25 protein-coding genes are annotated in these 22036 nt (G+C 55.4%); 5 read left to right on the top strand and 20 right to left on the bottom strand.

Annotated features, from left to right (window positions below; translation table 11 throughout):
• Positions 1 to 178: 178 nt before the first annotated feature.
• The 8 genes from B5G34_RS02110 to B5G34_RS02075 all read right to left on the bottom strand — a co-directional run bounded on the left by B5G34_RS02110 (position 179) and on the right by B5G34_RS02075 (position 6715).
• Complete coding sequence (locus B5G34_RS02110; protein ID WP_087333794.1) at positions 179 to 1798, bottom strand: recombinase family protein; 1620 nt, start codon at positions 1796 to 1798, stop codon at positions 179 to 181.
• Between the two features lie 279 nt (positions 1799 to 2077).
• Complete coding sequence (locus tag B5G34_RS02105) at positions 2078 to 2641, bottom strand: site-specific integrase (RefSeq protein WP_343286549.1); 564 nt, start codon at positions 2639 to 2641, stop codon at positions 2078 to 2080.
• Between the two features lie 33 nt (positions 2642 to 2674).
• Positions 2675 to 2959, bottom strand: a complete 285-nt coding sequence (locus B5G34_RS02100; RefSeq protein ID WP_087286488.1) for an IreB family regulatory phosphoprotein — start codon at positions 2957 to 2959, stop codon at positions 2675 to 2677.
• A 64-nt stretch (positions 2960 to 3023) separates the two neighbouring features.
• Complete coding sequence (locus tag B5G34_RS02095) at positions 3024 to 4340, bottom strand: ATP-binding protein (protein WP_087333791.1); 1317 nt, start codon at positions 4338 to 4340, stop codon at positions 3024 to 3026.
• A 95-nt stretch (positions 4341 to 4435) separates the two neighbouring features.
• On the bottom strand, positions 4436 to 4930 hold the full coding sequence (locus B5G34_RS02090) for a DUF6075 family protein (RefSeq protein WP_242956759.1): 495 nt from the start codon (positions 4928 to 4930) through the stop codon (positions 4436 to 4438).
• A gap of 84 nt (positions 4931 to 5014) precedes the next feature.
• Positions 5015 to 5851 (bottom strand): tyrosine-type recombinase/integrase, encoded by an 837-nt coding sequence (locus B5G34_RS02085; RefSeq protein WP_242956757.1) that lies wholly within the window; start codon positions 5849 to 5851, stop codon positions 5015 to 5017.
• 197 nt (positions 5852 to 6048) lie between these two features.
• Positions 6049 to 6297, bottom strand: coding sequence for a helix-turn-helix domain-containing protein (locus tag B5G34_RS02080; protein ID WP_087333787.1), 249 nt, complete (start codon positions 6295 to 6297; stop codon positions 6049 to 6051).
• Position 6298: 1 nt separating this feature from the next.
• The gene (locus B5G34_RS02075) at positions 6299 to 6715 is read right to left on the bottom strand and encodes a sigma-70 family RNA polymerase sigma factor (RefSeq protein WP_087333785.1); all 417 of its coding nucleotides are present in this window, start codon (positions 6713 to 6715) and stop codon (positions 6299 to 6301) included.
• Positions 6716 to 7093: 378 nt separating this feature from the next.
• Here B5G34_RS02075 and B5G34_RS02070 point away from each other — a divergent pair, with 378 nt between their 5' ends.
• The 3 genes from B5G34_RS02070 (at position 7094) to B5G34_RS02060 (ending at position 9498) form a co-directional block, all read left to right on the top strand.
• A complete protein-coding gene (locus tag B5G34_RS02070; RefSeq protein ID WP_242956803.1) occupies positions 7094 to 7453 on the top strand; it encodes a helix-turn-helix transcriptional regulator in 360 nt (119 codons plus the stop codon).
• 990 nt (positions 7454 to 8443) lie between these two features.
• The gene (locus tag B5G34_RS02065) at positions 8444 to 8956 is read left to right on the top strand and encodes a hypothetical protein (protein WP_087333781.1); all 513 of its coding nucleotides are present in this window, start codon (positions 8444 to 8446) and stop codon (positions 8954 to 8956) included.
• Between the two features lie 41 nt (positions 8957 to 8997).
• Positions 8998 to 9498: a hypothetical protein gene (locus B5G34_RS02060; RefSeq protein WP_087333779.1), complete on the top strand. Its 501-nt coding sequence runs from the start codon at positions 8998 to 9000 to the stop codon at positions 9496 to 9498.
• Positions 9499 to 9608: 110 nt separating this feature from the next.
• Here the strand turns inward: B5G34_RS02060 and B5G34_RS02055 are convergent, their stop codons facing one another.
• Positions 9609 to 10190, bottom strand: a complete 582-nt coding sequence (locus B5G34_RS02055; RefSeq protein ID WP_087333777.1) for an SOS response-associated peptidase — start codon at positions 10188 to 10190, stop codon at positions 9609 to 9611.
• 159 nt (positions 10191 to 10349) lie between these two features.
• On the opposite strand from B5G34_RS02055, the gene dinB reads away from it, so the two are divergent.
• Together dinB and B5G34_RS02045 are read left to right on the top strand one after the other, a co-directional pair.
• A complete protein-coding gene (gene dinB / locus B5G34_RS02050; protein ID WP_087333775.1) occupies positions 10350 to 11600 on the top strand; it encodes a DNA polymerase IV in 1251 nt (416 codons plus the stop codon).
• A gap of 5 nt (positions 11601 to 11605) precedes the next feature.
• Entirely contained in the window at positions 11606 to 11848 is a 243-nt protein-coding gene (locus tag B5G34_RS02045) for a hypothetical protein (RefSeq protein WP_006573122.1), read from the top strand.
• Between the two features lie 48 nt (positions 11849 to 11896).
• On the opposite strand, the gene B5G34_RS02040 is transcribed toward B5G34_RS02045, so the two are convergent.
• The 11 genes from B5G34_RS02040 to B5G34_RS01990 all read right to left on the bottom strand — a co-directional run bounded on the left by B5G34_RS02040 (position 11897) and on the right by B5G34_RS01990 (position 22030).
• Positions 11897 to 12319, bottom strand: a complete 423-nt coding sequence (locus B5G34_RS02040; protein ID WP_087333773.1) for a response regulator transcription factor — start codon at positions 12317 to 12319, stop codon at positions 11897 to 11899.
• 67 nt (positions 12320 to 12386) lie between these two features.
• Positions 12387 to 12755: a metal-dependent transcriptional regulator gene (locus tag B5G34_RS02035; protein WP_087333771.1), complete on the bottom strand. Its 369-nt coding sequence runs from the start codon at positions 12753 to 12755 to the stop codon at positions 12387 to 12389.
• Between the two features lie 12 nt (positions 12756 to 12767).
• Entirely contained in the window at positions 12768 to 14396 is a 1629-nt protein-coding gene (locus B5G34_RS02030) for an ABC transporter substrate-binding protein (RefSeq protein ID WP_087333769.1), read from the bottom strand.
• 3 nt (positions 14397 to 14399) lie between these two features.
• Positions 14400 to 15128: a dipeptide/oligopeptide/nickel ABC transporter ATP-binding protein gene (locus tag B5G34_RS02025; protein WP_242956755.1), complete on the bottom strand. Its 729-nt coding sequence runs from the start codon at positions 15126 to 15128 to the stop codon at positions 14400 to 14402.
• Positions 15101 to 15904, bottom strand: a complete 804-nt coding sequence (locus B5G34_RS02020) for an ABC transporter ATP-binding protein (RefSeq protein WP_087333767.1) — start codon at positions 15902 to 15904, stop codon at positions 15101 to 15103. The genes B5G34_RS02025 and B5G34_RS02020 overlap by 28 nt, the downstream gene beginning before the upstream one ends.
• The gene (locus B5G34_RS02015; RefSeq protein ID WP_087333765.1) at positions 15901 to 16683 is read right to left on the bottom strand and encodes an ABC transporter permease; all 783 of its coding nucleotides are present in this window, start codon (positions 16681 to 16683) and stop codon (positions 15901 to 15903) included. Before B5G34_RS02015 ends, B5G34_RS02020 begins: the two co-directional genes overlap by 4 nt.
• Complete coding sequence (locus B5G34_RS02010) at positions 16680 to 17615, bottom strand: ABC transporter permease (RefSeq protein ID WP_087333763.1); 936 nt, start codon at positions 17613 to 17615, stop codon at positions 16680 to 16682. Before B5G34_RS02010 ends, B5G34_RS02015 begins: the two co-directional genes overlap by 4 nt.
• A 17-nt stretch (positions 17616 to 17632) precedes the next feature.
• The gene (locus B5G34_RS02005) at positions 17633 to 19369 is read right to left on the bottom strand and encodes an ABC transporter ATP-binding protein (protein WP_087333761.1); all 1737 of its coding nucleotides are present in this window, start codon (positions 19367 to 19369) and stop codon (positions 17633 to 17635) included.
• Positions 19362 to 21122: an ABC transporter ATP-binding protein gene (locus B5G34_RS02000; protein ID WP_087286408.1), complete on the bottom strand. Its 1761-nt coding sequence runs from the start codon at positions 21120 to 21122 to the stop codon at positions 19362 to 19364. The genes B5G34_RS02005 and B5G34_RS02000 overlap by 8 nt, the downstream gene beginning before the upstream one ends.
• A 78-nt stretch (positions 21123 to 21200) precedes the next feature.
• Positions 21201 to 21386, bottom strand: coding sequence for a cysteine-rich KTR domain-containing protein (locus B5G34_RS01995; RefSeq protein ID WP_087286703.1), 186 nt, complete (start codon positions 21384 to 21386; stop codon positions 21201 to 21203).
• 8 nt (positions 21387 to 21394) lie between these two features.
• On the bottom strand, positions 21395 to 22030 hold the full coding sequence (locus B5G34_RS01990; protein ID WP_087333759.1) for a TetR/AcrR family transcriptional regulator: 636 nt from the start codon (positions 22028 to 22030) through the stop codon (positions 21395 to 21397).
• Between the last annotated feature and the right edge of the window lie 6 nt (positions 22031 to 22036).

Raw genomic sequence — 22036 nt, 5'->3', positions numbered from 1 at the left:
GTATTTTTCTTTTCTGCGGAACCTGCAAGGCTCCGTCTTTGCTATTATACTCCCTGTTCCGGCACAGCGTAAAGTCCTATGTCCTCTCCTCCATGGCGGTCTCCAGCTTTTTCAGGGCTTTTTTCTCAATGCGGGATACATAGCGCCCCGGCTATTGTAAGCGATTTCCTCTGGAAATTTACGCCGTGTGGGACGGCGCAATCCCTTGCGGTATCTGGCTTTCCGCCGTTTCATCCAGCTGGGCGAAGCGGAATTTGATGATGATCTCTTTGTCCTCGGTGAGTTCCACCCGCTCGATGAGGCTCACCAGCAGCTCCCGGCTCTCCCCGGCGGTTTCGATGAAGCGCTGTACCAGTTCCCTGGCTCTGTCCTTACTGCGGACGGGGCTTTTTTGACGCAGTTCCAACTCCTGCCGTTTCGCCTCCAGCTGCTCCCGCTCCAGCTTGATCCGGCTAAAGATGCGCTGGAAGTCCGCTTCGGGCAACAGCCCGCTGAGCCGGTCGGTATACATCCGGTCCAGGTTGGCGGTGAGGCTGTCGATCTTGGATTGGAGCGCTTGGAGTTCCGACTCCAGGCTGCTCTGTTTTCTGGCATTCTCCACGGCTTCCTGTGCCACGGGCAGCAGTTCATCAGGGTTCAGATACGCCTGGCACACCGCCCACACCTTGGCGATCACTGCATCGGTCACGGTTTTCTCCTTGATGGAATGGCAGGTGCAGACCCCAGCCTTAGTGAACCGCTGATAGGTGCGGCAGACGAAGTACAGCACATCCTCTCCCTTGGCGTTTTTTCGGTTGAGGACCGCCAGCGGGTAGCCACACTCGTGGCAGAAGATCAGTCCTTTCAGCAGGAAGTCATAGGTCCGGCTCCGGGTGTGCTTACGGCTGTTCACCAGCATCCGCACCTTACGAAAAGTCTCCGCATCCACCAGAGGCTCGTGGGTCCCCTCTACTATCACCCAGTTGGCCGGGTCTTGTTTCAGGCACTTCTTGGATTTGTAGCTGATTTTCACGCTGCGCCCCTGCACCATGTTGCCGATGTAGGTCTCGTTCTGCAACATATCGGAGATCCGTTCACTGCTCCACAGCCCGGTGTAGGGACCGGGCCTTGCCACCGGAAGGCCTGCGTAGGTGGCCGGGGTAGGCACTCTCTCCTGGTTGAGGAGGGCGGCGATATTCCGGCAGCTCATACCGGAGAGGGCCAGGGCGAAAATCCGCCGCACGATAGGGGCCACTTCCTCGTCAATGACGATCTTGTTTTTCTCCGTGGGGTGCATCTTGTAGCCGTACACCGGCTTGCCGCCGATAAACTGCCCCTTCCGCTGCTTATCCCGTTTGACGCTCTTGATCTTCTTGGAGATATCCTTTGCGTACATGTCGTTCATGATCGCGCGAAAGGGCGTGATATCATTGGCAGTGGAGTCCACACCAGTGTCGATGCCGTCCAGCAGGGAGATGTACCGCACTCGGTGCTCGGGGAAATACCGCTCCATGTAGTGGCCGGTCATAATGTAGTCCCGGCCCAGCCGGGAGAGGTCCTTGGTGATGACCATGTTGACCTTCTTGGCCTCGATGTCAGCGATCATCCGCTGGAAGGCCGGGCGGTCGAAGCTGGTGCCGCTCCAGCCGTCGTCTATATAGGTGTCATAGACGCTCAGCCGGTGCTGCTGCACAAACTCCCGCAGCAGGGATTCCTGGTTCTGGACGCTCTGGGATGGTCCCTCGCTCTCATCCTCCTTTGATAGTCTGATGTATAAAGCCGCATGGTAATCCATGGGCTTGCTTATCTCTAAGTACATGCTATACCTCCTGAGATAAGCGGCCATTCATCATATGGATTACACCCCATAGTTCACCCCTTTGCAACAGATTCCATCTCCCGTCGGAGGAATATTTGAAAAGATTCCAGCAATAATTCCTGAGCACTTTTTCCGTCCTCAGTATAAACACATGTCACAATCAATTCGCTTCTCATTTGACCGCCTCCTTACCTCAAATCAGTAAAGGATATGCGGAAGGCATCCGTGAGTTTACGAAAAAGCGTCCTCCCCGGCTGCGGAGAGGACGCCTAAAATGAATCAAATGATCTTGTATGTTTCTCCCAGCCGCTTGAAGCTGGCAATTTTCTGCTCCAGTGTCACATGGTTGTAAACGTCCATGGTGGTTGTGATGCTGGCGTGACCCATGATCTCCTGGATTACCTTCAGGTTGGTCTCGTGTTCGCAGAACCGGGCACAGAAGGTATGCCGCAGGGTATGCGCTGAAAAATGGGGCAGTAACTGTGGTTCCCGCTGCTCCTGGTTTGCCAACTCCGTTTCCTGGTTATTGTATGCGGTTCGAATCCGCTCAATGGCGCGGTTGACTGTGTGCGGACTCAGAATCCCGCCCGTCTGGCTGGTAAAGATGAAGTTGGAATACCCATCGATCATGATATTTGCCGGGCATACCTCTGTCTGAAACTGGCGCTCCTGCTCCAATGCCCGCTTGACCTCTGTCGCCATGGGAATCACCCGGATCCCAGTTTCCGTCTTGGGCGTGCTGATCAGAAATTCGCAGGCTCCCCCCGGCTCCTTTTGACGGTAAAGCAGGCTGTGATTGATGGAGATGGTTTTCTCCGCAAAATCGCAGTCCTCCCACCTCAGGCCGATATCCTCATTTTCTGTTCCTTAAACAGGTCAGAGGCTTGCATCGCTCCGCTCAAACTGATGTTGCCCCGCGGGCGCTCCCCCGCCGACATGCTCCTCGGTATCGTCAAAGTAATTGGCCACAATATCCGCCAGCAGGCCATACCGGTCAATCTTCCGAATGAGCCTGCGGGCGTCGAGGTGATTGGTGATGTAGGTGGGGTCCTCTGTCAACAGATAACCGACGATCTGGCCAACTGCGTTATACCCCTTTTCCTGGAGCGCCCCATAGACGCGCAGGATATATTCCCGGTTTTCATTTTCCATCGTGCGCATCACCTCTCAGGCATTCCCAGCTGAGGCAAATTCAGATCAGGCGGGCGCGGATCCCGCCCCTGTTTCAGTTAAATGTGTCGCAGACCTCCCAGAGCTGGGAGAGCGCATAGAGGGGCAGATTTATGAGCTTCTCCTGCCTGCGGTAGTCGGACATGGAGGTGCGGACGCCGAAAGGCAGTTCATTGCCGGCGACAAAGTGCTTCAGGCTCTTGGCCTGCAGATTCTCCTCCGCCTTGACCTCCAACGGAATAACATTCCCGCTGTGCTGGAGGACGAAGTCCACCTCTCCGGAGGAATTCTCTGCCGACCAGTAGTAGGGCGTGGCGCCCAGATCGGAAACGAGCTGCTGGCAGACATACTGCTCTGTGAGCGCACCTTTGAACTCCGTAAAGATAGCATTGCCCTTGAGCAGCGTCTTGGCGTCCAGATCCGTCATCGCCGCCAGCAGGCCCACATCCACCAGATACAGCTTGAAGGCCGGAATGTCCTGATATGCCTTCAAGGGAACGGCGCCCTTGGTCACCCTGCCGACCTTGCAGCACAATCCGCAGTCGATCAGCCATTGGATGGCCAACTCAAAATCCTTGGCCCGGGCCCCCTCCCGCAGGACGCTGTAAATGAATTTCTTATTCTCCTTGGCGAGTTGAGAAGGGATGCCATCCCACACCATACGGATGCGGGGAATGACGGCCGTCGGAGCATGCTTGGAAAAGTCCTGCTCGTAGTCTGAGATCAGGCGCTTCTGCACACGGCGTACGGCAGTAAGACTCTGCTTGGGCAGGTAGGCGTTCACCGCCGCCGGCATCCCGCCCACAAAGTAATACGTTCTGAGCAAGTCGATGTACTTGTCCCGGAAGGCGGTGACCATTTCAAAATCCTGCTGCTCCAGGAGGCCGAGCAGCTGTTCATTGCCTGTGGCGGACAGAAACTCGGTGAAGGAAAGCGGATAGAGTTCCATGCTGTCCACCTTGCCCACAGGGAAGGACGTGCCCTCGTGCATGGCGATCCCCAGCAGCGACCCAGCAGCCAGGATATAGTATCTGTGCCGGCTATCCTCACAGAAATATTTCAGGCTCTGCAGCGCGGCCGGCACCTCCTGTATCTCGTCCAGAATAATCAAAGTATTCTCCGGGTCGATCTCCACCCCGCTCTCGATGGCAAGGCCCCGCAGGATCCGATCCACATCAAAATCGCCGGAGAACAGGTTCTGCATCCGCTCATTGCGGTCAAAATTGATATAGGCGCACTGCTCAAACGCAGTCCGGCCAAACTCCTGCATCAGCCAGGTCTTCCCCACCTGCCGCGCGCCGCGGATGATCATAGGTAGGCGGTACGGATCCTCCTTCCACTCCTGCAGACGGTTGATTGCATATCGCTTCATCGCCACACTCCCCCTCGACCATTTGATACTATCAGTATATCTCTTTCTATCAAATAGTCAACCGAAAAAGTGTGTTTAATGTCACAAAGTCCGCATTATTTATGTTGTTCAGCCTGCGGCGTAGGGTTCGCCTCCAGGGCACACAGTGTTCCGTCTGGCTTCCCATCTGCCGGAGGGCCCTGCCGGCTTGGACAACTCACTTCCGGGGGGTGGTCCGTATATTCTGGATGCCGCAGCTTGATTGCCTCATAGAAGTAGGGGGCAAATTCACAGCAGAACAGATTGTCCGGCGTGAAAGCCTCGGACATCCGGCCATCCTGCGCCTCCTCCTCCGACTCGTAGCACCACCCGTTCCAGAGATTGAAGGCCATGCGTACGATCCTCGCTGTACCGCCCGTCTGCCAGCCCTCCTCCAGGGCGGCCGGCCGGATCATCCTTGCCTCCCCGTCAAAGCACCGGGAGAAGTTGGTGCGTGTCTCCTCCGTCATACCGAGCAGGTAGACGAGCGCGCGATAATAGGGGTCTGCGCCGCCGTCCACATGGTGGCGGTAGAAGTCCCGGTGCTGCTCGCTATAAAAAAGTTCTTCCATCAATTCTACACATCCTTTCCTCACACCTCGCGCTGGGTCCTCTGCTTGTTCCCTACCTTATTATATATGGGACGCTTAAATCGCTCAGAGGCGGTTCGCCTTCTCCTTCATCTTCTCCCGGGTGGGGTTGGTGTAGAGCAGTGTGGTGTGGACATTGGAGTGGCCCGCCTGGTTTGCCAGATCGGCAATGGTGTATCCATTCTCCAGGGCATTGGAGCAGAAGAAGTGGCGGAGGGTGTGCGGGGTGATGGACTCTGAATACTCGTTGAAGATCCGGTTGACCTGGCTCCGGGTCAGGTGGCTGTCGCCCCGTCCGGGGAACAGATAGGGATTTTCCGTCTTCGGCCGGTTCCTGAGGTACTCCCGCACCGCGTTGACCACCTTATCCCCGAAGTACACCACCCGCATCTTGTCCCCCTTGCCATGCCGCACCTTGATCTCCCGGGCCGGCAGGGATATGTCCTCCACCCTGAGCGCCAGGCACTCGCTGATCCGCAATCCGGCGTAGGCCAGGATGGTGACGATTGCATAGTCCCGGATGCCGCAGTGCTCCAGGATCTCCTGTCGGAACCGCTCCACCTCCTCCCGGCTCACCGTGCTGGGGCTGGCATAGGCCAGCTGCACCTTCAAATAGTCCTGCTTGTCCAGGACCACCTCCTTTGTATAGCCGGCGGCGATCAGGTAGAGGTTGAAACTGTGCAGGCTGGCCAGCTTGGCGTTGACCGAGCGGTTGCTCAGCCCCTTCACCGTGCGCAGGTAGGAGATGTAATCCAGCACATTGGCCCGCAGGAACATCTTCATCCGCTTCCCAAAGGTCTCCTCGTGCCAGCGCATATATTCCTTCATTCCCTGGCAGTACGCCTTCACCGTGTTCTCCGACTTCCCCTGCCGGCGCAGGTACTCACAAAATCCATCCAGCATCCTTCGGCCCTCCCCAGTCATAAATTATGTTGCATTGAGGTTCTCGGCCGGACGCATCAATTATGTTGCATCCACCTGCTCTATTACACGGATGCCGGGCCGGTTTTGCAACATAATTTACCTTATGGCGCGTGATATGCCCGGGGCGGGCAGATGGAGGGGACGCCGTATACCCGCCCCGGGATGTCGGGGATCTTTTAATCAGGTCTGAACCGCTCCATGATGCGGGCGGTCAGCTTGTCCTGGATGCGCTGCTTCAGTTCCGCATCCACGCCGCGGTAGGACTGGCCATACTCGTCGTAGAAGATCCGTGTGGCCCGCAGCGATATGTAGCCGTCGAAGTGCCGGAGCACCTCGGCCATCGCATCCGGGTCGCCACGGGTCGCGGCGCAGATGGTGTCATAGGGCAGCAGCTTCTCTTCCGGGATATTGCTTTTTCTTTTCATCTTACTCCACCATCCGCTTCTTCAACTCGTTGAACAGGATCTTCCGGTCCTTCTGGATCTTGGACCGGGACAGGCCCAGGAGCGAGGCGATCTCCCGATCCTTGAGCTGGAGGGAGTAGTACAGCAGCAGGATGCTGTACCCCTCGTCGCCGAGCGCGAGGAGGATCTCCGCCAGGCGGTCGTTGCGGATCGGGATCTGATGACCGTAGACGTGGAAGATATACTGCTCCGCCGGATTGCTGTCAAAAGTACAGAGGCTCGTCAGCACGGTTTCCGGCAAATCGGAAAAGGAGGACTCCCATTCCATCTTCTTCATCAGTTTTCGGAGGTAATCACACCGCTCCCCGTCGATGACCTTCATGCAGAAGATTTCAAATTGGTAACGGACTCTTCTCTGGGTGCTCTGTGTGGACTCCATCAAATCACCTCCTCCCCTACCCGCGGAGGCGGTTTCTTCGTCCCCTTTCGCTCCTTTCCCCGAAAGTGGGCGGCGATTTTGCCACACATGATAAAAACCGCCAAGCAAATTCCTTGCTTGACGGTTTGGTGTCGATTATTCAGAACTATTGGTTCATTGTTGACACAGACAGAGTGGCCGCCGGTCAAGCCGGCTTTTTTCAGATGCTCCGGCCGATCTGCTGCATCGGGTCGTACTGCTACTCTACCAGCGTATTCAGTCTCATTCTCTTCCCACCTTTCTCCTGTGATGAACCATTAGAACTGAAATTACGCCACCAATGGAGCATTTCACCTGATTTCTGCACAACATAGAATGTGAGTCGGAGGTGAACCATTGGTGGTAACAAATGATGAATTTAATGGCTGCGGCATGCAGCTGCGTGCGGAGCGGGAGCGGCTCGGCTATACGAGAGATCAAGCCGCTGAACGGGCCGACATCACTTCACGGTATCTGGCAGCCATCGAATTGGGCGAAAAAATTCCAAAGGCCGATGTACTGGTGAAGCTCATCCGGGGTATGGGCGCGTCTGCCAACTCTGTGATCTACGCTTCACAGCAGCAGGCGGATGACGAGTGCGAGCGGCTGGCCCGCCTGTTCCTGCAGTGTACCCCGAGAGAGCGCAAGCTCATTGCGGCCATTATTGATACGATCCTCGACCAGCATCGGCAGGAGGATACGCCAGATGAGAAGGCGTAACCATGTTTTCGCCTTGAAAAAGCATGAAGGGCATTGCTCCATCTTGAGGAGCAATGCCCTTTTTTCACGGGAGCGGCCCGTGTTCACCCTATGCAGGCTCCTCAGCAGTATTTCACGCAGTGTTTACTGTTCAGTAAGGGGAAACCTTTTTGTTATTTTATACCCTCGGTTTCATATCCGTTTCTCATTCACTTCATATTTGTTTCATATTTTCAGCTGCAGGGCGATTGGATGCGCTTTGAGCGAGGATTACTCAATTCTCAGAAGCTCCATGCAGAATTACATAGGAAAATGCGCTGTGTACTTCAGCAAGTTCTTTTGATTTTTTGAGTCCTTTGTGTTATCCTATACAAAAAAGGTAGGAGGGAACTGTTTGACGCCTCAATATTCTCACGTTATTTGAAGGAGGAATAAGCACGGCTCAAGACAAGTTTTCCCGTTTGGATGAATTAGCTGCACCCACCAGCTATGTTGCTCCTTCAACGGAGGAGGAGTTGGGGTACTTGGCTTACTTCCGGCAGGTCTGCAAACGGTACAACATTGTATTTGCGGACGCTGATTCGGATGAGCGTGATTTTGTAATCCGAATGGCCGAAAAGGGATATTATCCCAAACGCGCCTGATGAAACACATTTGATTGAATTTCAAAATAACGCCGCCCGATTCTACCGGGTCGGCGCCGCTTTGTATCCACTTAAAACAGAACCCTTAGTTTCATTCCCCTCTTGCCATTTCTGGCTGGGCAGACTATAATGATTACAACAGTTTCTGATGTCTGCGCCTGAGCAGTCATAGTCGCCGTGTTTCAAAGTACCCGAGAGCCGCAATGGCTGCTTGGGTACTTTTTTTATTTCACCGCCGGCCCCGGAAACCGGGCCGTGTCAACCCAACCCCGGCCGACAGGCCACAAGCGCATGGAAAGGATCTCTCTTTTCCGTGCGCTTTTATATATACATCACAATCATTCCAGTCTTGAGGAGGAACATCACCATGGAACAATTTGAACTTCGCTTCATCGTGTGCGGGAGCGACTTGGCCGCGACCCGCGAGTGCGCCAAAATTTTGTTTGAGGCGCCCCTACCCGGGAAAGTGACGCTGCGCCAGGATAGGAAATTTCTTTTCGGCACCGTGACCATCGGATACGCCGGCACCGCATCGCCCGACTGGCAGGCGGCATTGACCTCCGATCTGCTCACGGAGATCCAGTTCCGGGAGCGGGTGGAGTCCGTGCTCAGCAAACTCGGCCTGCCGTACTGCATCTTCGAGGGCACGGAAATCAGCCCCGACAGCCAGCTGGGCGAGATGGCCCAGGCGCTGGGCGCCGAACTGCTGTTCCAAAGCATCTGGCAGACGGAGCAGATCGACAAATTCTGCTCGAAACACGTCCCCTCCCTGGTGCGGGACGGATGCCTTGACCGCATCCTGTCCTTTGCAAAGAAGGCCCTGGCCCAGCAGGTTTGGGACGATGCCGCCGAGAAGGCGCAGTCGGAGCCGGGGAAATAGCCGGCGCCCATCACATCTGAAAAATATAAGGAGGGATTTTCATGCCGACAAAGCTGATCTGCCACACCCCGGACTGCGTCAGCTGCGGAGCGGACGGCACCTGTAAGCTGGACGGCGAGATCCGGGTGGATCAAAAGCGGTGCCAGTCCTACACACCGCACTTCATCCCATTTATGGAAAAGCCCCTGGCTCTGTCCGAACTCCCTAAAGAGGAGTGGGTCTGCCACATCCTTGAGGAGTCCGGTGCCACCTTCGTCAGTCTGGAGGACTTCTATGAGCCGTACGGAAAGGCGCTGCGCAGTGACCTGATCTGGCGCATCCCTTATGGCTGCCTGGACTTCAGCGGGTGCGTCCTCTGCCTGGTGCAGGAAGGCATCCTCTGCCTACCCTACGACGCGGTGGACAGCCAGGAGTACGAGCTGTTCAAAATGGAGAGCAAGCGGCTTTTGACCAAGGAAAGCCTGTTGGAACTTCTGCAGGAGTTCAACGAGCAGACCGCGTCGCTGGCCACCGTCCTGATGGAGATGGGGAAGCTGGTCTGAGCCATCCATCTCGGTGCCTGCAACCCTGTCACAGCAAGAGGCCGTCGATCCCACAAGATCGGCGGCCTCTTTATTTTTTTCTGAAGGCGCTCCTCCCCTGCCCTACCTCTCTACCACAGGCTGATCTGGGCCTCCGCTGACGCGCATGTCAGCTCCGGGGGCGCCACGGTGAGGATCTCAGTCGCGGCATTGGCGTCGGCCAGCCATCTTTGCCGCTGCTCCCCTGTCAGGATCAGGGGCATCCGGTCGTGGATGGGCCGCATGGATGCGTTGGGCGCCGTGGTCAGGATGCAGTAGCACTCCTCGCTCCCCCGCCGGTCATACAGCCCCGCCATATAGAGGGCGCCCTCCCGGGGCAGGGTGAACAGATACTTCCGCTTCTGGCCGTCCCACTCATAAAATCCTGTGGACGGGATTAGACAGCGCCGGCTTCGGACGCTGTCCCGAAACAGGGGCTTCTCCGCCGCCGTCTCAGCCCGGGCATTGATGACCAGCGTGCCGGGCAGCTGATATCCCCACTTCATCAGCTTTGGGACCGGCCCTCCGGCACCGTCCAGCAGGACCGGGGCATGGTTGGACGGCCGAATCTCCCCCGGCGTCCACGCGCCGGCGCCATACTTGCGCTGGATCGCTTCGGCAATCTGCCGAATTTCTTCGCATTGTTCCGCCGTGAACTGATACCGACCACACATGACTTTGGGCCTCCTATGCAACAAGTTGTACGCGCTGGTACAAAATATAGTGTACCATAAACAGGGATGTGGGAAAACAGCTTCCGGCCATTTTCCAGAAATCGGCTCTTGCGCTTATCAAACAAATGTTCTATTATGAAGGCAAAGGGGGTGACGCCGATGGGCACGCGCCACATTTTACACTGTGATATGAACTGCTTCTACGCCAGCGTCGAGATGCAGCGCCATCCGGAACTGCGGGACACGCCGCTGGCGGTGTGTGGGAGCCAGGAGGAGCGGCACGGCATCGTACTCACCGCGAATTATATCGCCAAGCCCTACGGCGTCAAAACCGGCATGGCCATCTGGCAGGCAAAACAGCGGTGCCCCCAGCTTGTTACCCTGCCCCCCGACATGGATGAGTATATCCGCATCAGCCGCTATGCCAGAGAGATCTACGAGGACTACACCGACCAGGTGGAGCCATTTGGCCTGGATGAGAACTGGCTGGATGTGACGGGCAGCGTTGGGCTGTACGGCTCCCCCATGACCATCGCCCGGGAGATCAGCAGCCGGATCAAGTCTGAACTGGGTATCACGGCCAGCATCGGCGTGGCCAACAACAAGATTACCGCCAAACTGGGGAGCGACTACAAAAAGCCGGACGCCATCACCCGGATCGAGCAGGATAACTACAAGGAGATCGTCTATCCCCTGCCGGTGGAAGACCTGCTCTATGTGGGGCCTGCCACCTCCAAAAAGCTGCGGGCCATTGGGATCGACACCATCGGCCGGCTGGCGGAGTGCCCGGAAGATGTGCTGCAGCGGCGCCTTGGGAAAATGGGGCTGGTCCTCAGTATGTTCGCAAAGGGGCGGGATGTCTCCCCTGTGCAGAAGACGGATCATATTCCAAACGTCAAGTCCGTCGGCAACAGTGCCACTACGCCCCGGGACCTGGTATCGGAAGGCGATGTGCAGCTGATGCTGCTCCTGCTGGCCGAAAGCGTCTGCTCCCGGATGCGGGAACTGGCGTCCCGCTGCGCGGTGGTGGAAATCTATGTCCGGGACACGGAACTGCGCTCCATGCTCCGGCAGCGGAAGCTGCCGGCCCCCTCCTGCTCCAGTCAGGAGCTGGCGGAGGTGGGTTTAGAATTGTTTCGCCGGAATTACCATTGGGAGCGCCCGATCCGGAGCATCGGGCTGCGGGGCGCCGGCTTAGTAGAGGCTGTCGGCACTGTCCAGATGTCCCTCTACGCAGAGGATCAGCGGCGGGACAAATGGGAGCGGATCGACCGGGCGGTGGACCACCTCCGCCGGCGGTACGGCTACATGAGCGTCCGCCGCGCCCTGCTGGATACCGACCCGCGCCTGGGCCATATCAATGTGCGGGACGATCACACCGTCCACCCGGTCGGATACTTTGGAGGATAACACCGATGGAGCGTGAAAAGCGATATGTGCCGGTCATCGTCCGGTTTGACGCAGACGGGAAACTGCGGCCGTTGGAGATCGAGTTTGACGAGAGCCACAAGTACCCGGTGGACAAGATCCTGGATGTCCGGCGGGCGGCCTGCCAGAGCGTGGGCGGCGTTGGGGACCGCTACACCTGCATGATTCAGGGCAGGGAAACTTACCTCTGGATGGAGAAGGGGCGATGGTTCGTCTGTGCCAAGCGATGAGCCGGGAGAGAAAATGAGGCGGTGCCGATGCTGGCGCCGCCTCTATCCTTATCTTGGCTTTTCTATTTTATATCCGCTTCGGATGACCGTCTTGATGTAAACCGGGTGCTTGGGATCGTCCTCTAACTTCTGCCGCAGCCGCCAGATGATATTCTCTACCGCGGTGGTCCCATAGCGGTATTCCTCATGCCAGGCGGCGTCATAGAGCTGATCCTTGCTGAACACCTGCCCAGGAGCACTGGCCAGGAGCAGGAGCATGGAGAACTCTCCGTGGTTCAGGCGCACCTCCTCCCCTGCTTTGAGCACCGTCCGGCGGTCCGGGTGGATCTCTATATCCCCAAAGGTGAGGATATCGTGAGAAGGCGCGGTCATTTCAATAACTTCCGCTCGCCTTCCCCGGAGCGCATCCATGATGGTCTGGAACATACTGCCGTCCGGGTCAGTGGCCCGGATGACGATAATCTCTTCCATCGGATGCTTATCCCCCTTTACGCAAAAAGAGAGAGGCCGCAAGCACGGCCCCTCTCCTTTGCTGTGCTCAAGATTTTTGCTCAGACGTCGCTTTGAGGCGCTGAAAACTCTCATCGCTGATGACGTGCTCGATCCGGCAGGCGTCCCGTTCCGCTGTTGCCGGGTCCACACCTGCTGCAATTAGGCGCTCTGTAAAGAAGCGGTGCTTTTCGTAGATCTGCTCCGCCACTTCCCGGCCCACATCAGTCAAGTGCAGGAAATAGTCGCTGTCCATTGTCAAGAAGCCCCCGTCCCGCAGGGTCGCCACCGCATGGCATACGCTGGGCTTTGTGACCTCCAGGTGCCGGGCGACATCCACGGAGCGCACCATGCCCGTCTTCTTATGGAGAACAAGTATGGCTTCCAAGTAATCTTCGCCTGACGCATGGAGCTTCATTTTACACTCTCCTTATTCAGCGGGTTCCAGAGAAAGAATGTCGAAGAAGTAGGGCGTTCCGGTAAAGGTATAGCCGGAGATCTTGTCTGTGTTATAGACAATCATATCCTTCTGATAGGTCAGAGGAATATCCAGCACCGTCCCCACATCGAAGTTAAACAGGTAGGTATAAGTATTGCGGACCTCCTGCTCATCCACCATGTTCGTCAGATTCTTAATGGTAGCAAGGAATTCATCGGAGCCCTCAATGCCGGGCAGGGAGGGGGTCTGCGGCACCATACTGTCCATGGGGGTAAACCAGCAGTGGGGCGAAGCAAAAGCAAACTGACTGTGCCACAGGGTCAGATCGAACTTACCTTCCAGATAATCAGCGTACCACTGCATCTGCTCGGTGCCGTAGATGGTCACATCAATCCCCACCTCCGCGAGCTGGCTCTTGATGACCTCGGCGGTAGGCATACTGGTTGCACTATAATCAGATTCCAAAGTCAGCAACAGATTCAGCGGCTCACCGTCCTTCTCACGGATTCCGGTGCTCTCATTCATGGCCCAACCGGCCTCATCCAGAAGCTGATTCGCCTTATCGGGGTTATAGTCGTAGGTGGTTTCCAATTCTACATCAGCATAGGGCGTATCACGAGTAACAATCATATCTGCCGCAGGCTCATAACCATTAGAAGTAGCTTGGGACAATTCCTCTTTATCGATGGCGTAAGCCACAGCCTGCCGTACTCGGAGATCAGACATATAGGGACGGGTGGCATTGGTAGTGATAATCTGCACACGGGTGTCCTTATCCGCCATCTGGCCCGCAATACCGTCCATGGTAAGGGCCTGGTCGTATTCCTCATAACTCAGCAGACTGGCACCGTAGATCATGTCGATCTCGCCGGTCTGGAGTGCCTGCAGGCGGGAGGTGGAGTCAGGAATATACTTGACGATGATCTCGTCCCAATAGGGCTTTTCGCCCCAGTAGTCCTCGTTGCGGACAAAACGGGTGTACTCGCCGGCCACATACTCATCATAGATATAGGGACCCGTGCCAGCCACACCGGAAATGGTTTGGAAGTCACCCGGAATAATGAACTCCGGCGCGCTCATGGGGCACACATCCGACCAGCAAAAATCTTGCAGATAGGCATAAAAGGGGTGGTCATAGTGGAGTGTGATGGTGTAGTCATCGACGATCTCCATTTCCGTAATATCGGTGATGCCCTTCAGCGTGTAGAAAGATGGATTGGACTGCTTGTGATCCAAGTTAGTCTTGACCGCCTCGGCGTTAAACGGCTCTCCATTGTGGAAGGTAACTCCCTGCCGCAGATAGAAAGTGAGTTCTGTCTGGTCATCATTATATTCCCAGCTCTCTGCCAGACCGGGGACAATTTCTCCGTTGTCGAAGTCCACCAGATTCTCATACACCAACTTGGATGTGCAGCAGAGGGAGTTGTTCATGTAGAGGGTGGACAGGGATGTGGTTTCCGCTCCAATGGCAAAGGTAAGGACTTTTTCCTCTGTGTCCGCCCCCGTACTGGAGGGCGGGGTGCTTTCGGATTCCGAAGGGGTTGGACTGCTGCAAGCCGTTAGAAGCATAGCGAAGCAGCAAGCCGTGGCAAGGAGACGAGCAAGTTTCGATTTTTTCATGGGTCATGTCCTTTCTTTTGAATTTATGTCAATGTTAGATTGACCGATACGGATGATTTGCCCGTGCTCCAGCTCGTAAATTCGCTGGGACAGGCTGTATGCGAACTTCATATCATGGGTAATCAGCAGGTAGCTGCATCGGTACTCCCGATGGTATGCCTCCAGCACCTCCCGGATCGCCTTTTGAGAAATCAAGTCCAGGCCGCTGGTCAGTTCGTCCAAAATGAGATAATCCGGCCGGACAGCTAAAGCCCGTAACAGAGCTACCCGGCGCTGTTCACCCCCGGACAGGTTTCTTGCAGGAGTGTCCAACAGCTTGCGGCTGGTGGCCGTCAGGTCCATCAGCTCCAAAATCCGTGCTTTCCTCTCTTGGGAGGTCAGTTTGGTCAGATTGCGCAGAGCCTCCTCCAGATTTCGGGCCACAGAGAACTGCCGGTTTAGGCTGCCGGTCGCATCCTGAAAAACAGCCTGTATCTTGGTCCTGTGTCTACGCCACTGGTTGTAGGTCCATTTGCCGGTGTCCTCACCATCTATCAGAATTTTGCCCTGGGTCGGGCGCTCCAGCCCAATCAGAAGGCGGGCCATTGTGCTTTTTCCGCTGCCGCTTTCACCCATCAGGCTGATATTTTCGCCTTTGGTCCAGGTAAAAGAAATGTCACGCAGGGCATGGAACGGCTTGCCGGAGGCATCCGGGAAATCCTTGCTCACATGGGTAACGGTGATTTGCTCCATGTCCAGCCACCTCCTTCCTCTGTACTGGCGAGCCGCACAAATTCTTTGGTCCATTCCTCCCGTGGTGAAGCAAACAGGCTGCCGATCGTCCCCCGCTCCACAATCGTCCCGTTCTGCATGACAAGCAGCTCGTCGCAAAGTGTTCGGATCGCCGCATCATCGTGGGAGACAAACAGAATTGCCGACTGCTGTTTCATCCGCGCCAGTTCCTGAATGAGATACGATTTATTCTCTTCATCCAGTGCAGAGGTAGGCTCATCCGCGAATATGTACCGCGGAGACAAGCCGATCAAAATTGCCATCGTAACGCGCTGGAGCATCCCGCCGGAGAGCTGCCCCGGATAAGCCCGGTAAACACGCTCGCTGTCAGTGAGATGGACCTTTTTCAGCGCCTCCATGCTCAATTTCTGCGCGGTCTTCTTTTCGATATGCAGCCGCTTGCGGAAGGTCTCAGTCATCTGTGCGCCAATCGACACATGGAGATTTAATGCGGCCATGGGATTTTGCGGGATAAACCCTAATGTTGTGCCGCAGAGTTCCCGCCTCACTTTCTCCGCCTGTTGAAGAAGGTCCTTCCCGTCCAGAAGAAGCTGCCCTCCGCAGATTGCAACATCTGGGTCCGAAACCCCCAACAAGGCTTTCAGAAGGGTTGTTTTTCCGCTACCGCTGGCTCCGGTCAGGCCCGTACAGCCACCCGGCTCCAGGACAAAACTCACATGATCCAAAAGGAGCTTTCCCTTGCGTGTCCGGGCGGTCAAATCCTTGACTTCCATCATGCCTGCTCACCTCCCTCCAACTGCTTTGCCAGCAGGTTAAAGGCCAGCGTGCAGAGAAAGATGAACAGGATCGGCAGAAACAGCAGAGAGGGATGAGTCATCAGCATACTGCGCCCCTCGGAGAGCATGGAGCCCCAATCAATCACATCATCGCCCAGCGTCAGGCCAATAAAGGAGAACGCCGAGATATTCATAATCATCTCCGCACAGGACAGGCACAGAAAATGCACCAGCGGCCGGATGATATTCGGTAGGATATGGACAAACAGCACCCGGCTCCGGGAAGCCCCGGAGGAGACGGCGCACAGCACATAGGCTTTATCCAGCTCCAGCTCTGTCTGCGTCTTGACCAGCTTAATCATTCGTAAAATGAGCGAAACGGTCAACGCCACCAGCATGGTAGGGATGCTGTTGCCCCAAATGCCCACGAAGATAATCAGGTATGCCAACGGCGGGATGGCTGTCACCGCGTCCAACAGGCTGCTGAACGCCAGACTTTTGGCGGCGTTTGCCTGTCCGAGCCATAGCCCGATTAAAGTTCCGAGGACAAGTACGATGCTGCCTCCCAGCAGGACGATTCCAAGCGTCACCTTCCCGCCATATAAGAGCCTGGAAAGCTCACAGCGCCCAAACTGGTCTGTTCCCAGCGGAAAGTCCACACTCGGAGCCGCATACTTGTTCACAATGTCCATCGCCTCTGGGTCATTGGGCGCAATCAGGAATCCGAGGAAGCAGAAGGCAATGATGAAAACAGGAATCAGCCATTTTAGATGTTTCATGCCGCGCCCCCCTTTCTGGTCTGGAGAAGCCTCTGGATAATATCTGCCAAAATATTAAAAATCACCAGGGCAAAGGCCAGAAACAGCACCGTGGCATAGATGACCGGTAGATCCCGGTTTGTCAGGCTGTCCACGATACGGTATCCAAGGCCCGGCAGGGAAAAGATGTTCTCTACAATGGCGGACCCCGCCATACACATCCCCATCATCTGCATAAAGGTGGGGACAATGGAGATGACCGCCTGGGGCAGAGCATAGCGCACTACGATGTAGCGGTCGCTGAGGCCACGGCAGCGGGCATAGAGCATGCTGTCCTCATTCATGGCCCGCTGAATGGCCTTGGAGAGCATCTGCCCGAAAAAGGCGATCCCGCTTACTGCCAGACAGAGCGCCGCAGGAAGGTATCGCATCAATCCTGTGTTTCCCGCTACATTTATAAGATTCCAGCGCACCGCTACCACATCAATAAACGATGTCGCCAGATAAAAGGCCGGTATGGAAATTGCCGCGATGGACACGAAGCCCAGCACTTTTCCAGCAAAATTCCTGCGGGCCAGGTAAAGCAGAGTACCTAAAATCAAAGCTCCAACGGCCTGAAGGACAGTCGCCAGCAGAACAATGCAGGCGGTTTCCTTTGCGGCCGTCCCCACAATGAGAAACACATCCTTGTTGTCCACAAGGGAAGTTCCCAAATCGAAGTGAAGCAGATTTCCCAGCCAGTCCAAATACTGCACGACAAGCGGGCGGTTTAAGCCCATTTCTTCCCGGATCAATTCAATTCGGGAATTGTCCACCGTAAAGACGCGGCGCGCATAGGCTTCCGCAGCATCAATCGGAGAGAGCTTCATCAGAATGAAGGCAATCGCCGTCACCAGGAATAAAGTCAGGAACAGTTGTAGGATTTTTTGAAGTAGGAATCGTTTTGTACTCACACCCCCGCCTCCTTGTACTATGCGTTGATTTTCCAGTCTATCGCCGCTCTCCGATTCAAAATGAAGTCGGCATAGATTCCTTGTTGCCCAATGAGCTGGTCATGTGTGCCATGCTGAACGATTTCCCCGTGGTCCAACACCAGAATCTGATCGGCATTTCTTACGGTTTTCAGACGGTGAGCAATCATAATGATGGTCTTGCCTCCGGTCAAGGCTTCGATGGCCTCCTGCAGCTCCGCCTCGTTCTCGGGGTCAACATTGGCCGTGGCCTCGTCCAAAATGATGATCGGCGCGTCCTTAAGCATGGCCCGTGCGATGGAGAGCCGCTGGCGTTCTCCGCCGGAGATCGTGGCGCCGCTCTCACCGATGATGGTATCGTAGCCGTCCGGCAGGGCCGTGATGAAGTCATGGCACCGAGCCGCCTTTGCCGCGGCCACCACCTCCTCATGGGTGGCGTCCGGCTTACCAAATTTGATGTTGTTCTCAATGCTGTCGTTGAACAGGTACACGCGCTGAAAGACCATGCTGAAATTGCGCATCAAACTATCCAGCGCATAGTCCTTCACATCAATGCCGCCCAGCTTGACCGCGCCACTGTCCACATCCCAAAACCTTGCCATAAGACTGGTGAGGGTGGTCTTGCCGGAGCCGGAGGGTCCCACAATAGCAGTTGTTGTCCCTTCCGGGATAGTAAAGCTGACATCGCGGATGATTTTCCGCTCCCCATAGGAGAAGTCCACATGCTCGAAGGAAATATCGCAGTGTTTCGGTGTCTGTACGGAGCCGCCTTCGTCCATCCGGGGTGCGCAGTCAATCTCCTCCACCCGGTCGATAGAAGCGTCGATCATAGGCAGCATGAAGAACATCTCACCGGCAGACTCCAGCTCGCTGTATACCAAGAAAGCGGAAACCACCACCATCAGGCAGGCAAAAAGGGTCATACTGCCTTGCAGGAAAAACCAGATTGAGAGCAGAATCGCCACCACCGCCGTGACGCGCAGGACAATCTGCTCCAGCACATTGTAAGGAATACGCTTGCGCTCCAGCTTGAAATTCTGCTGTTCCGTCTCCTCAATCGTGCGGTTCAGCGTCTGATTAGCCGCCTTATCTCCATGGAAGGCGCGTACCACGCTCATGCCCTGTATGTATTCCAGCACAGCGTCCACAAGTCTTGTCTGGGCTGCCAGCCGTCCCGGAGACAATTCTCTGGATTTCTTCAGTAAAAGCGAATTGACCCAGAGGAACAGGAGCATACCAAGCAGGAAGATCAGCCCAATGCGCCAGTCAAAGCACAGGACCGCCAAAGAGAAGATGGTGGTCCGGATCATGCCCACCACCGTCCGGGCAATTACCGCAAAGGACATGCTCTCCAAGTCCTCCATGGTGGAGGTGGCCACTGCGGTGAGGCTGCCCAGGCTCTGGGCGTTGAAGTAGCCCATAGGCATGTACTTCATTCGTTCTCCGATATGGATGCGCTTCTCCGCACACATACAGTAATCGGCGTGCCCCTCGCTGTTGTGGGCCAGATACCAGCACAGGGCGGCCCCAGCCACGCTGACCGTCATGATCCCAAAAGCCATCCATGGAGTGGCCCCGGTCATGTTCTGCTCTACCAGAGCACGGAGAACAATCAGCAGCGCCGCAAACTGCAGAGCCTCAAAAATGCTCCGCAGCAGTTCAAAGGCCATTCCCTTATACCAAGTGCCTTTCTGCTCCCCGGCAAAACGGAAAAACCGTTTATATGCGTCAAACATGCTTGCCACCTCCTTCTCCCGTATCCGCATCCTTCGCCTGCGTGTGGGCCACCCACATCTGAGCGTAGAGGGGACACCGTTTCAACAACTCCTCATGTGTTCCCGCATCCAGGATTTTTCCCTGATCCACCACAGCGATTTGGTCTGCATCGGTTATGGTACTCAAGCGGTGGGCGATAACGATAAGTGTCTTTCCTCGGGTCAGCCTGCCGATGGCGTCCTGAAGCACCGCCTCGTTCTCGGGGTCTGTGTAGGAAGTCGCCTCGTCCAAAATCACAATCGGGGCATTCTTCATCATGGCCCGCGCAATAGCGACCCGCTGGCGCTCCCCGCCGGAGAGGTGTCCGCCTGCGCCGCCTACCACAGTGTCATACCCGTGATCCAGCCCCATGATGAATTCATGACAGCCGGAGGCCTTCGCCACAGCCTCCACTTCATCGTCGGTAGCCTCCGGCCGTCCCATGCGGATGTTTTCCCGGACAGAGACATTGAACAGGAAGTTATCTTGGGAGACATATCCGATGAGGTCCATTACTTGCTCTGGCGGCAGGTTTTTTACATCCTCTCCGCCGATAGTGATGCTCCCGCTGCCAGCGTCCCAATAGGAGGCGATGAGCTTGGCGATGGTGGATTTACCGGAACCAGACGGTCCTACCAGCGCAGTGGTCGTGCCTTGCCGGATGTTCAGTGTGACGCCGTTCAAAACCTGCTTATCTTTGTAAGCGAATCTCACATCCCGCAGGCCAATGTCCAGCCCATGCAGTTCTTTTCTCTGCACAGGCCGCTCCAGATCCGGCTCGGACAGCACAGCGCCGATTTCCCCGGTGATGGTCGCAATTTTGGAGAAATCATCAGTCAAAAAGATCGCCGCTACCAATGGCCCCACGATACCGAGGGACAGGATTGCAATCGTGATAAAATCCGGGGCGGTCAGGCTTCCATTCCGATAAAAGACGCATCCAATGGGCAGAACGCCGATCAGCACAGCGGGCCAAATAGTCATCATCAGGGCGGAGTAGCCCTGCGTGGACTTCATCCAGTCCAATATAAGATCCGCATTTTGTCGAACCGCATCGGTAAACTTCCCATAGGATGCTGCACTCTGGTTGAACGCTTTAATGACCTCAATACCGTTGATATACTCCACCGTGGTGGCACTCATGTGCTTTCCGGCTTGAACGACCGCACCATATTTTTTCGGATACTCTTTCATCTGGGCCATATAACAGAGCATCCCAATAGGGATGGTGATAAGCGATACTAACGCCATACGCCAGTCCAGGGCGAAGAGGCAAACCACAATAGCGAGAGGGACCAACAGATTAGAGGTCATTTCCGGAATGATATGTGCCAGTGGGACTTCCATCTGCTCCACGCGCTCCACCATGGTCGTTTTCAACCGACCCGATGGTGTATCAGTCAGATAGCCCATGGAAACATGAGTCAACTTATCCGCCACAGCCCTCCGCAACTCCGACAGCACATGGAAAGTGGCCTCGTGAGAGCATCGAGTAGAAATGCCGTGGAGGACGGACTTGAGCAGATAGGCGATCAGGGCTACCATTCCCCAAGTCAGATAAATCGAAAAGTTTTTTTCAGCAGAAATGAGTAGGTTGACCATCTTTGCCACGGCAAAGTATGGCACCATCCCGCTGGCCACGCTGAGAACAGCAAGGACAGTCGAGGCAATAAAACCTGCCCGGTGCGGTCTGATAAACGCCATCAAGCTAAATGGATTCTTTTGTTTCTGCATGGTATCCCTCCTGAAGTTAGCGAACTCTAACCAAATGCCAAAGAAAAAAGCCGATGACTCGCAGGATTATCCTGCACATCATCGGCTCTGCGTCTTGGCGTCTGGCTCTGACAATATGATGTTTTGTCCCTGCACATCAACAATGTGTTCCGTTCCGCATTTAGGACAGAACAGCGGAAAACGCTTTAGAATTGTGTCTGGATTCACCTTAGTACGAGTTTTGTTGCCGCAGGTAGGGCAATGAATCCAGCCACTCCGGTCGATCCACCCGCTCAATGGTTTTCACCTCCATCCCCGAAGAAGATGGATTTCCAGCCAGCGATATAGAAACGTCGCATCCTTTGGATATGCTCGACCGCCTGATCCTTTGGCATATCATGGATGACCACCTCGAACATCCCAGTATAAAAGGCGCTGGACAGTAGATGGCTCAACTCTGGTGTAAGGCGGCCGCTGGAGATTGCGTCGTTCCCAGATGCCTGAATATAGCGCATGGTACATTGATTGTCTATTTCCACGACTCGGTGGAGGAATTCCTGATATGTACTGTTCTCTCCACTGGTCAAAAGCAGCTTGAACTCGTCAAAATGGTCGTAGATATAGTCTACTGAGGCCCAAAAGCCATGATCAGAGAAAGAATACATTTGGCTGGTCTGTTCAGCTCCGGGTAACTGGTTAAACTGCTCCAACGCCGATTGTATCAGGCCACAAAAAGCATCCATGGCAGGCTGTACGAGGGAGCGGTACAGGCTCTCTTTGTCCGGATATCGAATATAGATTGCCCCTTTGCTGGAGCCAGCTTTTTCTGCTATCACTCTAAGAGAGGCATTCTCATATCCATTTGTGAGAAATTCTTCTTTTGCGCATTCCATGAGTTTTTCTGTCACACCTGCTGTTCTTTTCGCCAAGTGACC

Origin of the sequence: Flavonifractor sp. An82 (assembly GCF_002159265.1) — a bacterium.
In the GTDB taxonomy this organism is placed as follows: Bacteria; Bacillota; Clostridia; order Oscillospirales; family Oscillospiraceae; genus Flavonifractor.
This window is presented reverse-complemented; position numbering and strand designations above follow the sequence as displayed.

Coding starts and splice junctions, on each gene's coding strand:
- B5G34_RS02095 (WP_087333791.1), bottom strand. CDS start 4,340: ATGAAGCGATATGCAATCAACCGTCTGCAGGAGTGGAAGGAGGATCCG.
- B5G34_RS02055 (WP_087333777.1), bottom strand. CDS start 10,190: ATGTGTGGTCGGTATCAGTTCACGGCGGAACAATGCGAAGAAATTCGG.
- B5G34_RS02015 (WP_087333765.1), bottom strand. CDS start 16,683: ATGAAACATCTAAAATGGCTGATTCCTGTTTTCATCATTGCCTTCTGC.
- B5G34_RS02090 (WP_242956759.1), bottom strand. CDS start 4,930: ATGGAAGAACTTTTTTATAGCGAGCAGCACCGGGACTTCTACCGCCAC.
- B5G34_RS02020 (WP_087333767.1), bottom strand. CDS start 15,904: ATGATGGAAGTCAAGGATTTGACCGCCCGGACACGCAAGGGAAAGCTC.
- B5G34_RS02080 (WP_087333787.1), bottom strand. CDS start 6,297: ATGAAAAGAAAAAGCAATATCCCGGAAGAGAAGCTGCTGCCCTATGAC.
- B5G34_RS02030 (WP_087333769.1), bottom strand. CDS start 14,396: ATGAAAAAATCGAAACTTGCTCGTCTCCTTGCCACGGCTTGCTGCTTC.
- B5G34_RS02060 (WP_087333779.1), top strand. CDS start 8,998: ATGCCGACAAAGCTGATCTGCCACACCCCGGACTGCGTCAGCTGCGGA.
- B5G34_RS02005 (WP_087333761.1), bottom strand. CDS start 19,369: ATGTTTGACGCATATAAACGGTTTTTCCGTTTTGCCGGGGAGCAGAAA.
- B5G34_RS02040 (WP_087333773.1), bottom strand. CDS start 12,319: ATGGAAGAGATTATCGTCATCCGGGCCACTGACCCGGACGGCAGTATG.
- B5G34_RS02110 (WP_087333794.1), bottom strand. CDS start 1,798: ATGTACTTAGAGATAAGCAAGCCCATGGATTACCATGCGGCTTTATAC.
- dinB (WP_087333775.1), top strand. CDS start 10,350: ATGGGCACGCGCCACATTTTACACTGTGATATGAACTGCTTCTACGCC.
- B5G34_RS02100 (WP_087286488.1), bottom strand. CDS start 2,959: ATGCGCACGATGGAAAATGAAAACCGGGAATATATCCTGCGCGTCTAT.
- B5G34_RS02025 (WP_242956755.1), bottom strand. CDS start 15,128: ATGGAGCAAATCACCGTTACCCATGTGAGCAAGGATTTCCCGGATGCC.
- B5G34_RS02085 (WP_242956757.1), bottom strand. CDS start 5,851: ATGCTGGATGGATTTTGTGAGTACCTGCGCCGGCAGGGGAAGTCGGAG.
- B5G34_RS02035 (WP_087333771.1), bottom strand. CDS start 12,755: ATGAAGCTCCATGCGTCAGGCGAAGATTACTTGGAAGCCATACTTGTT.
- B5G34_RS02075 (WP_087333785.1), bottom strand. CDS start 6,715: ATGGAGTCCACACAGAGCACCCAGAGAAGAGTCCGTTACCAATTTGAA.
- B5G34_RS02045 (WP_006573122.1), top strand. CDS start 11,606: ATGGAGCGTGAAAAGCGATATGTGCCGGTCATCGTCCGGTTTGACGCA.
- B5G34_RS02000 (WP_087286408.1), bottom strand. CDS start 21,122: ATGCAGAAACAAAAGAATCCATTTAGCTTGATGGCGTTTATCAGACCG.
- B5G34_RS02065 (WP_087333781.1), top strand. CDS start 8,444: ATGGAACAATTTGAACTTCGCTTCATCGTGTGCGGGAGCGACTTGGCC.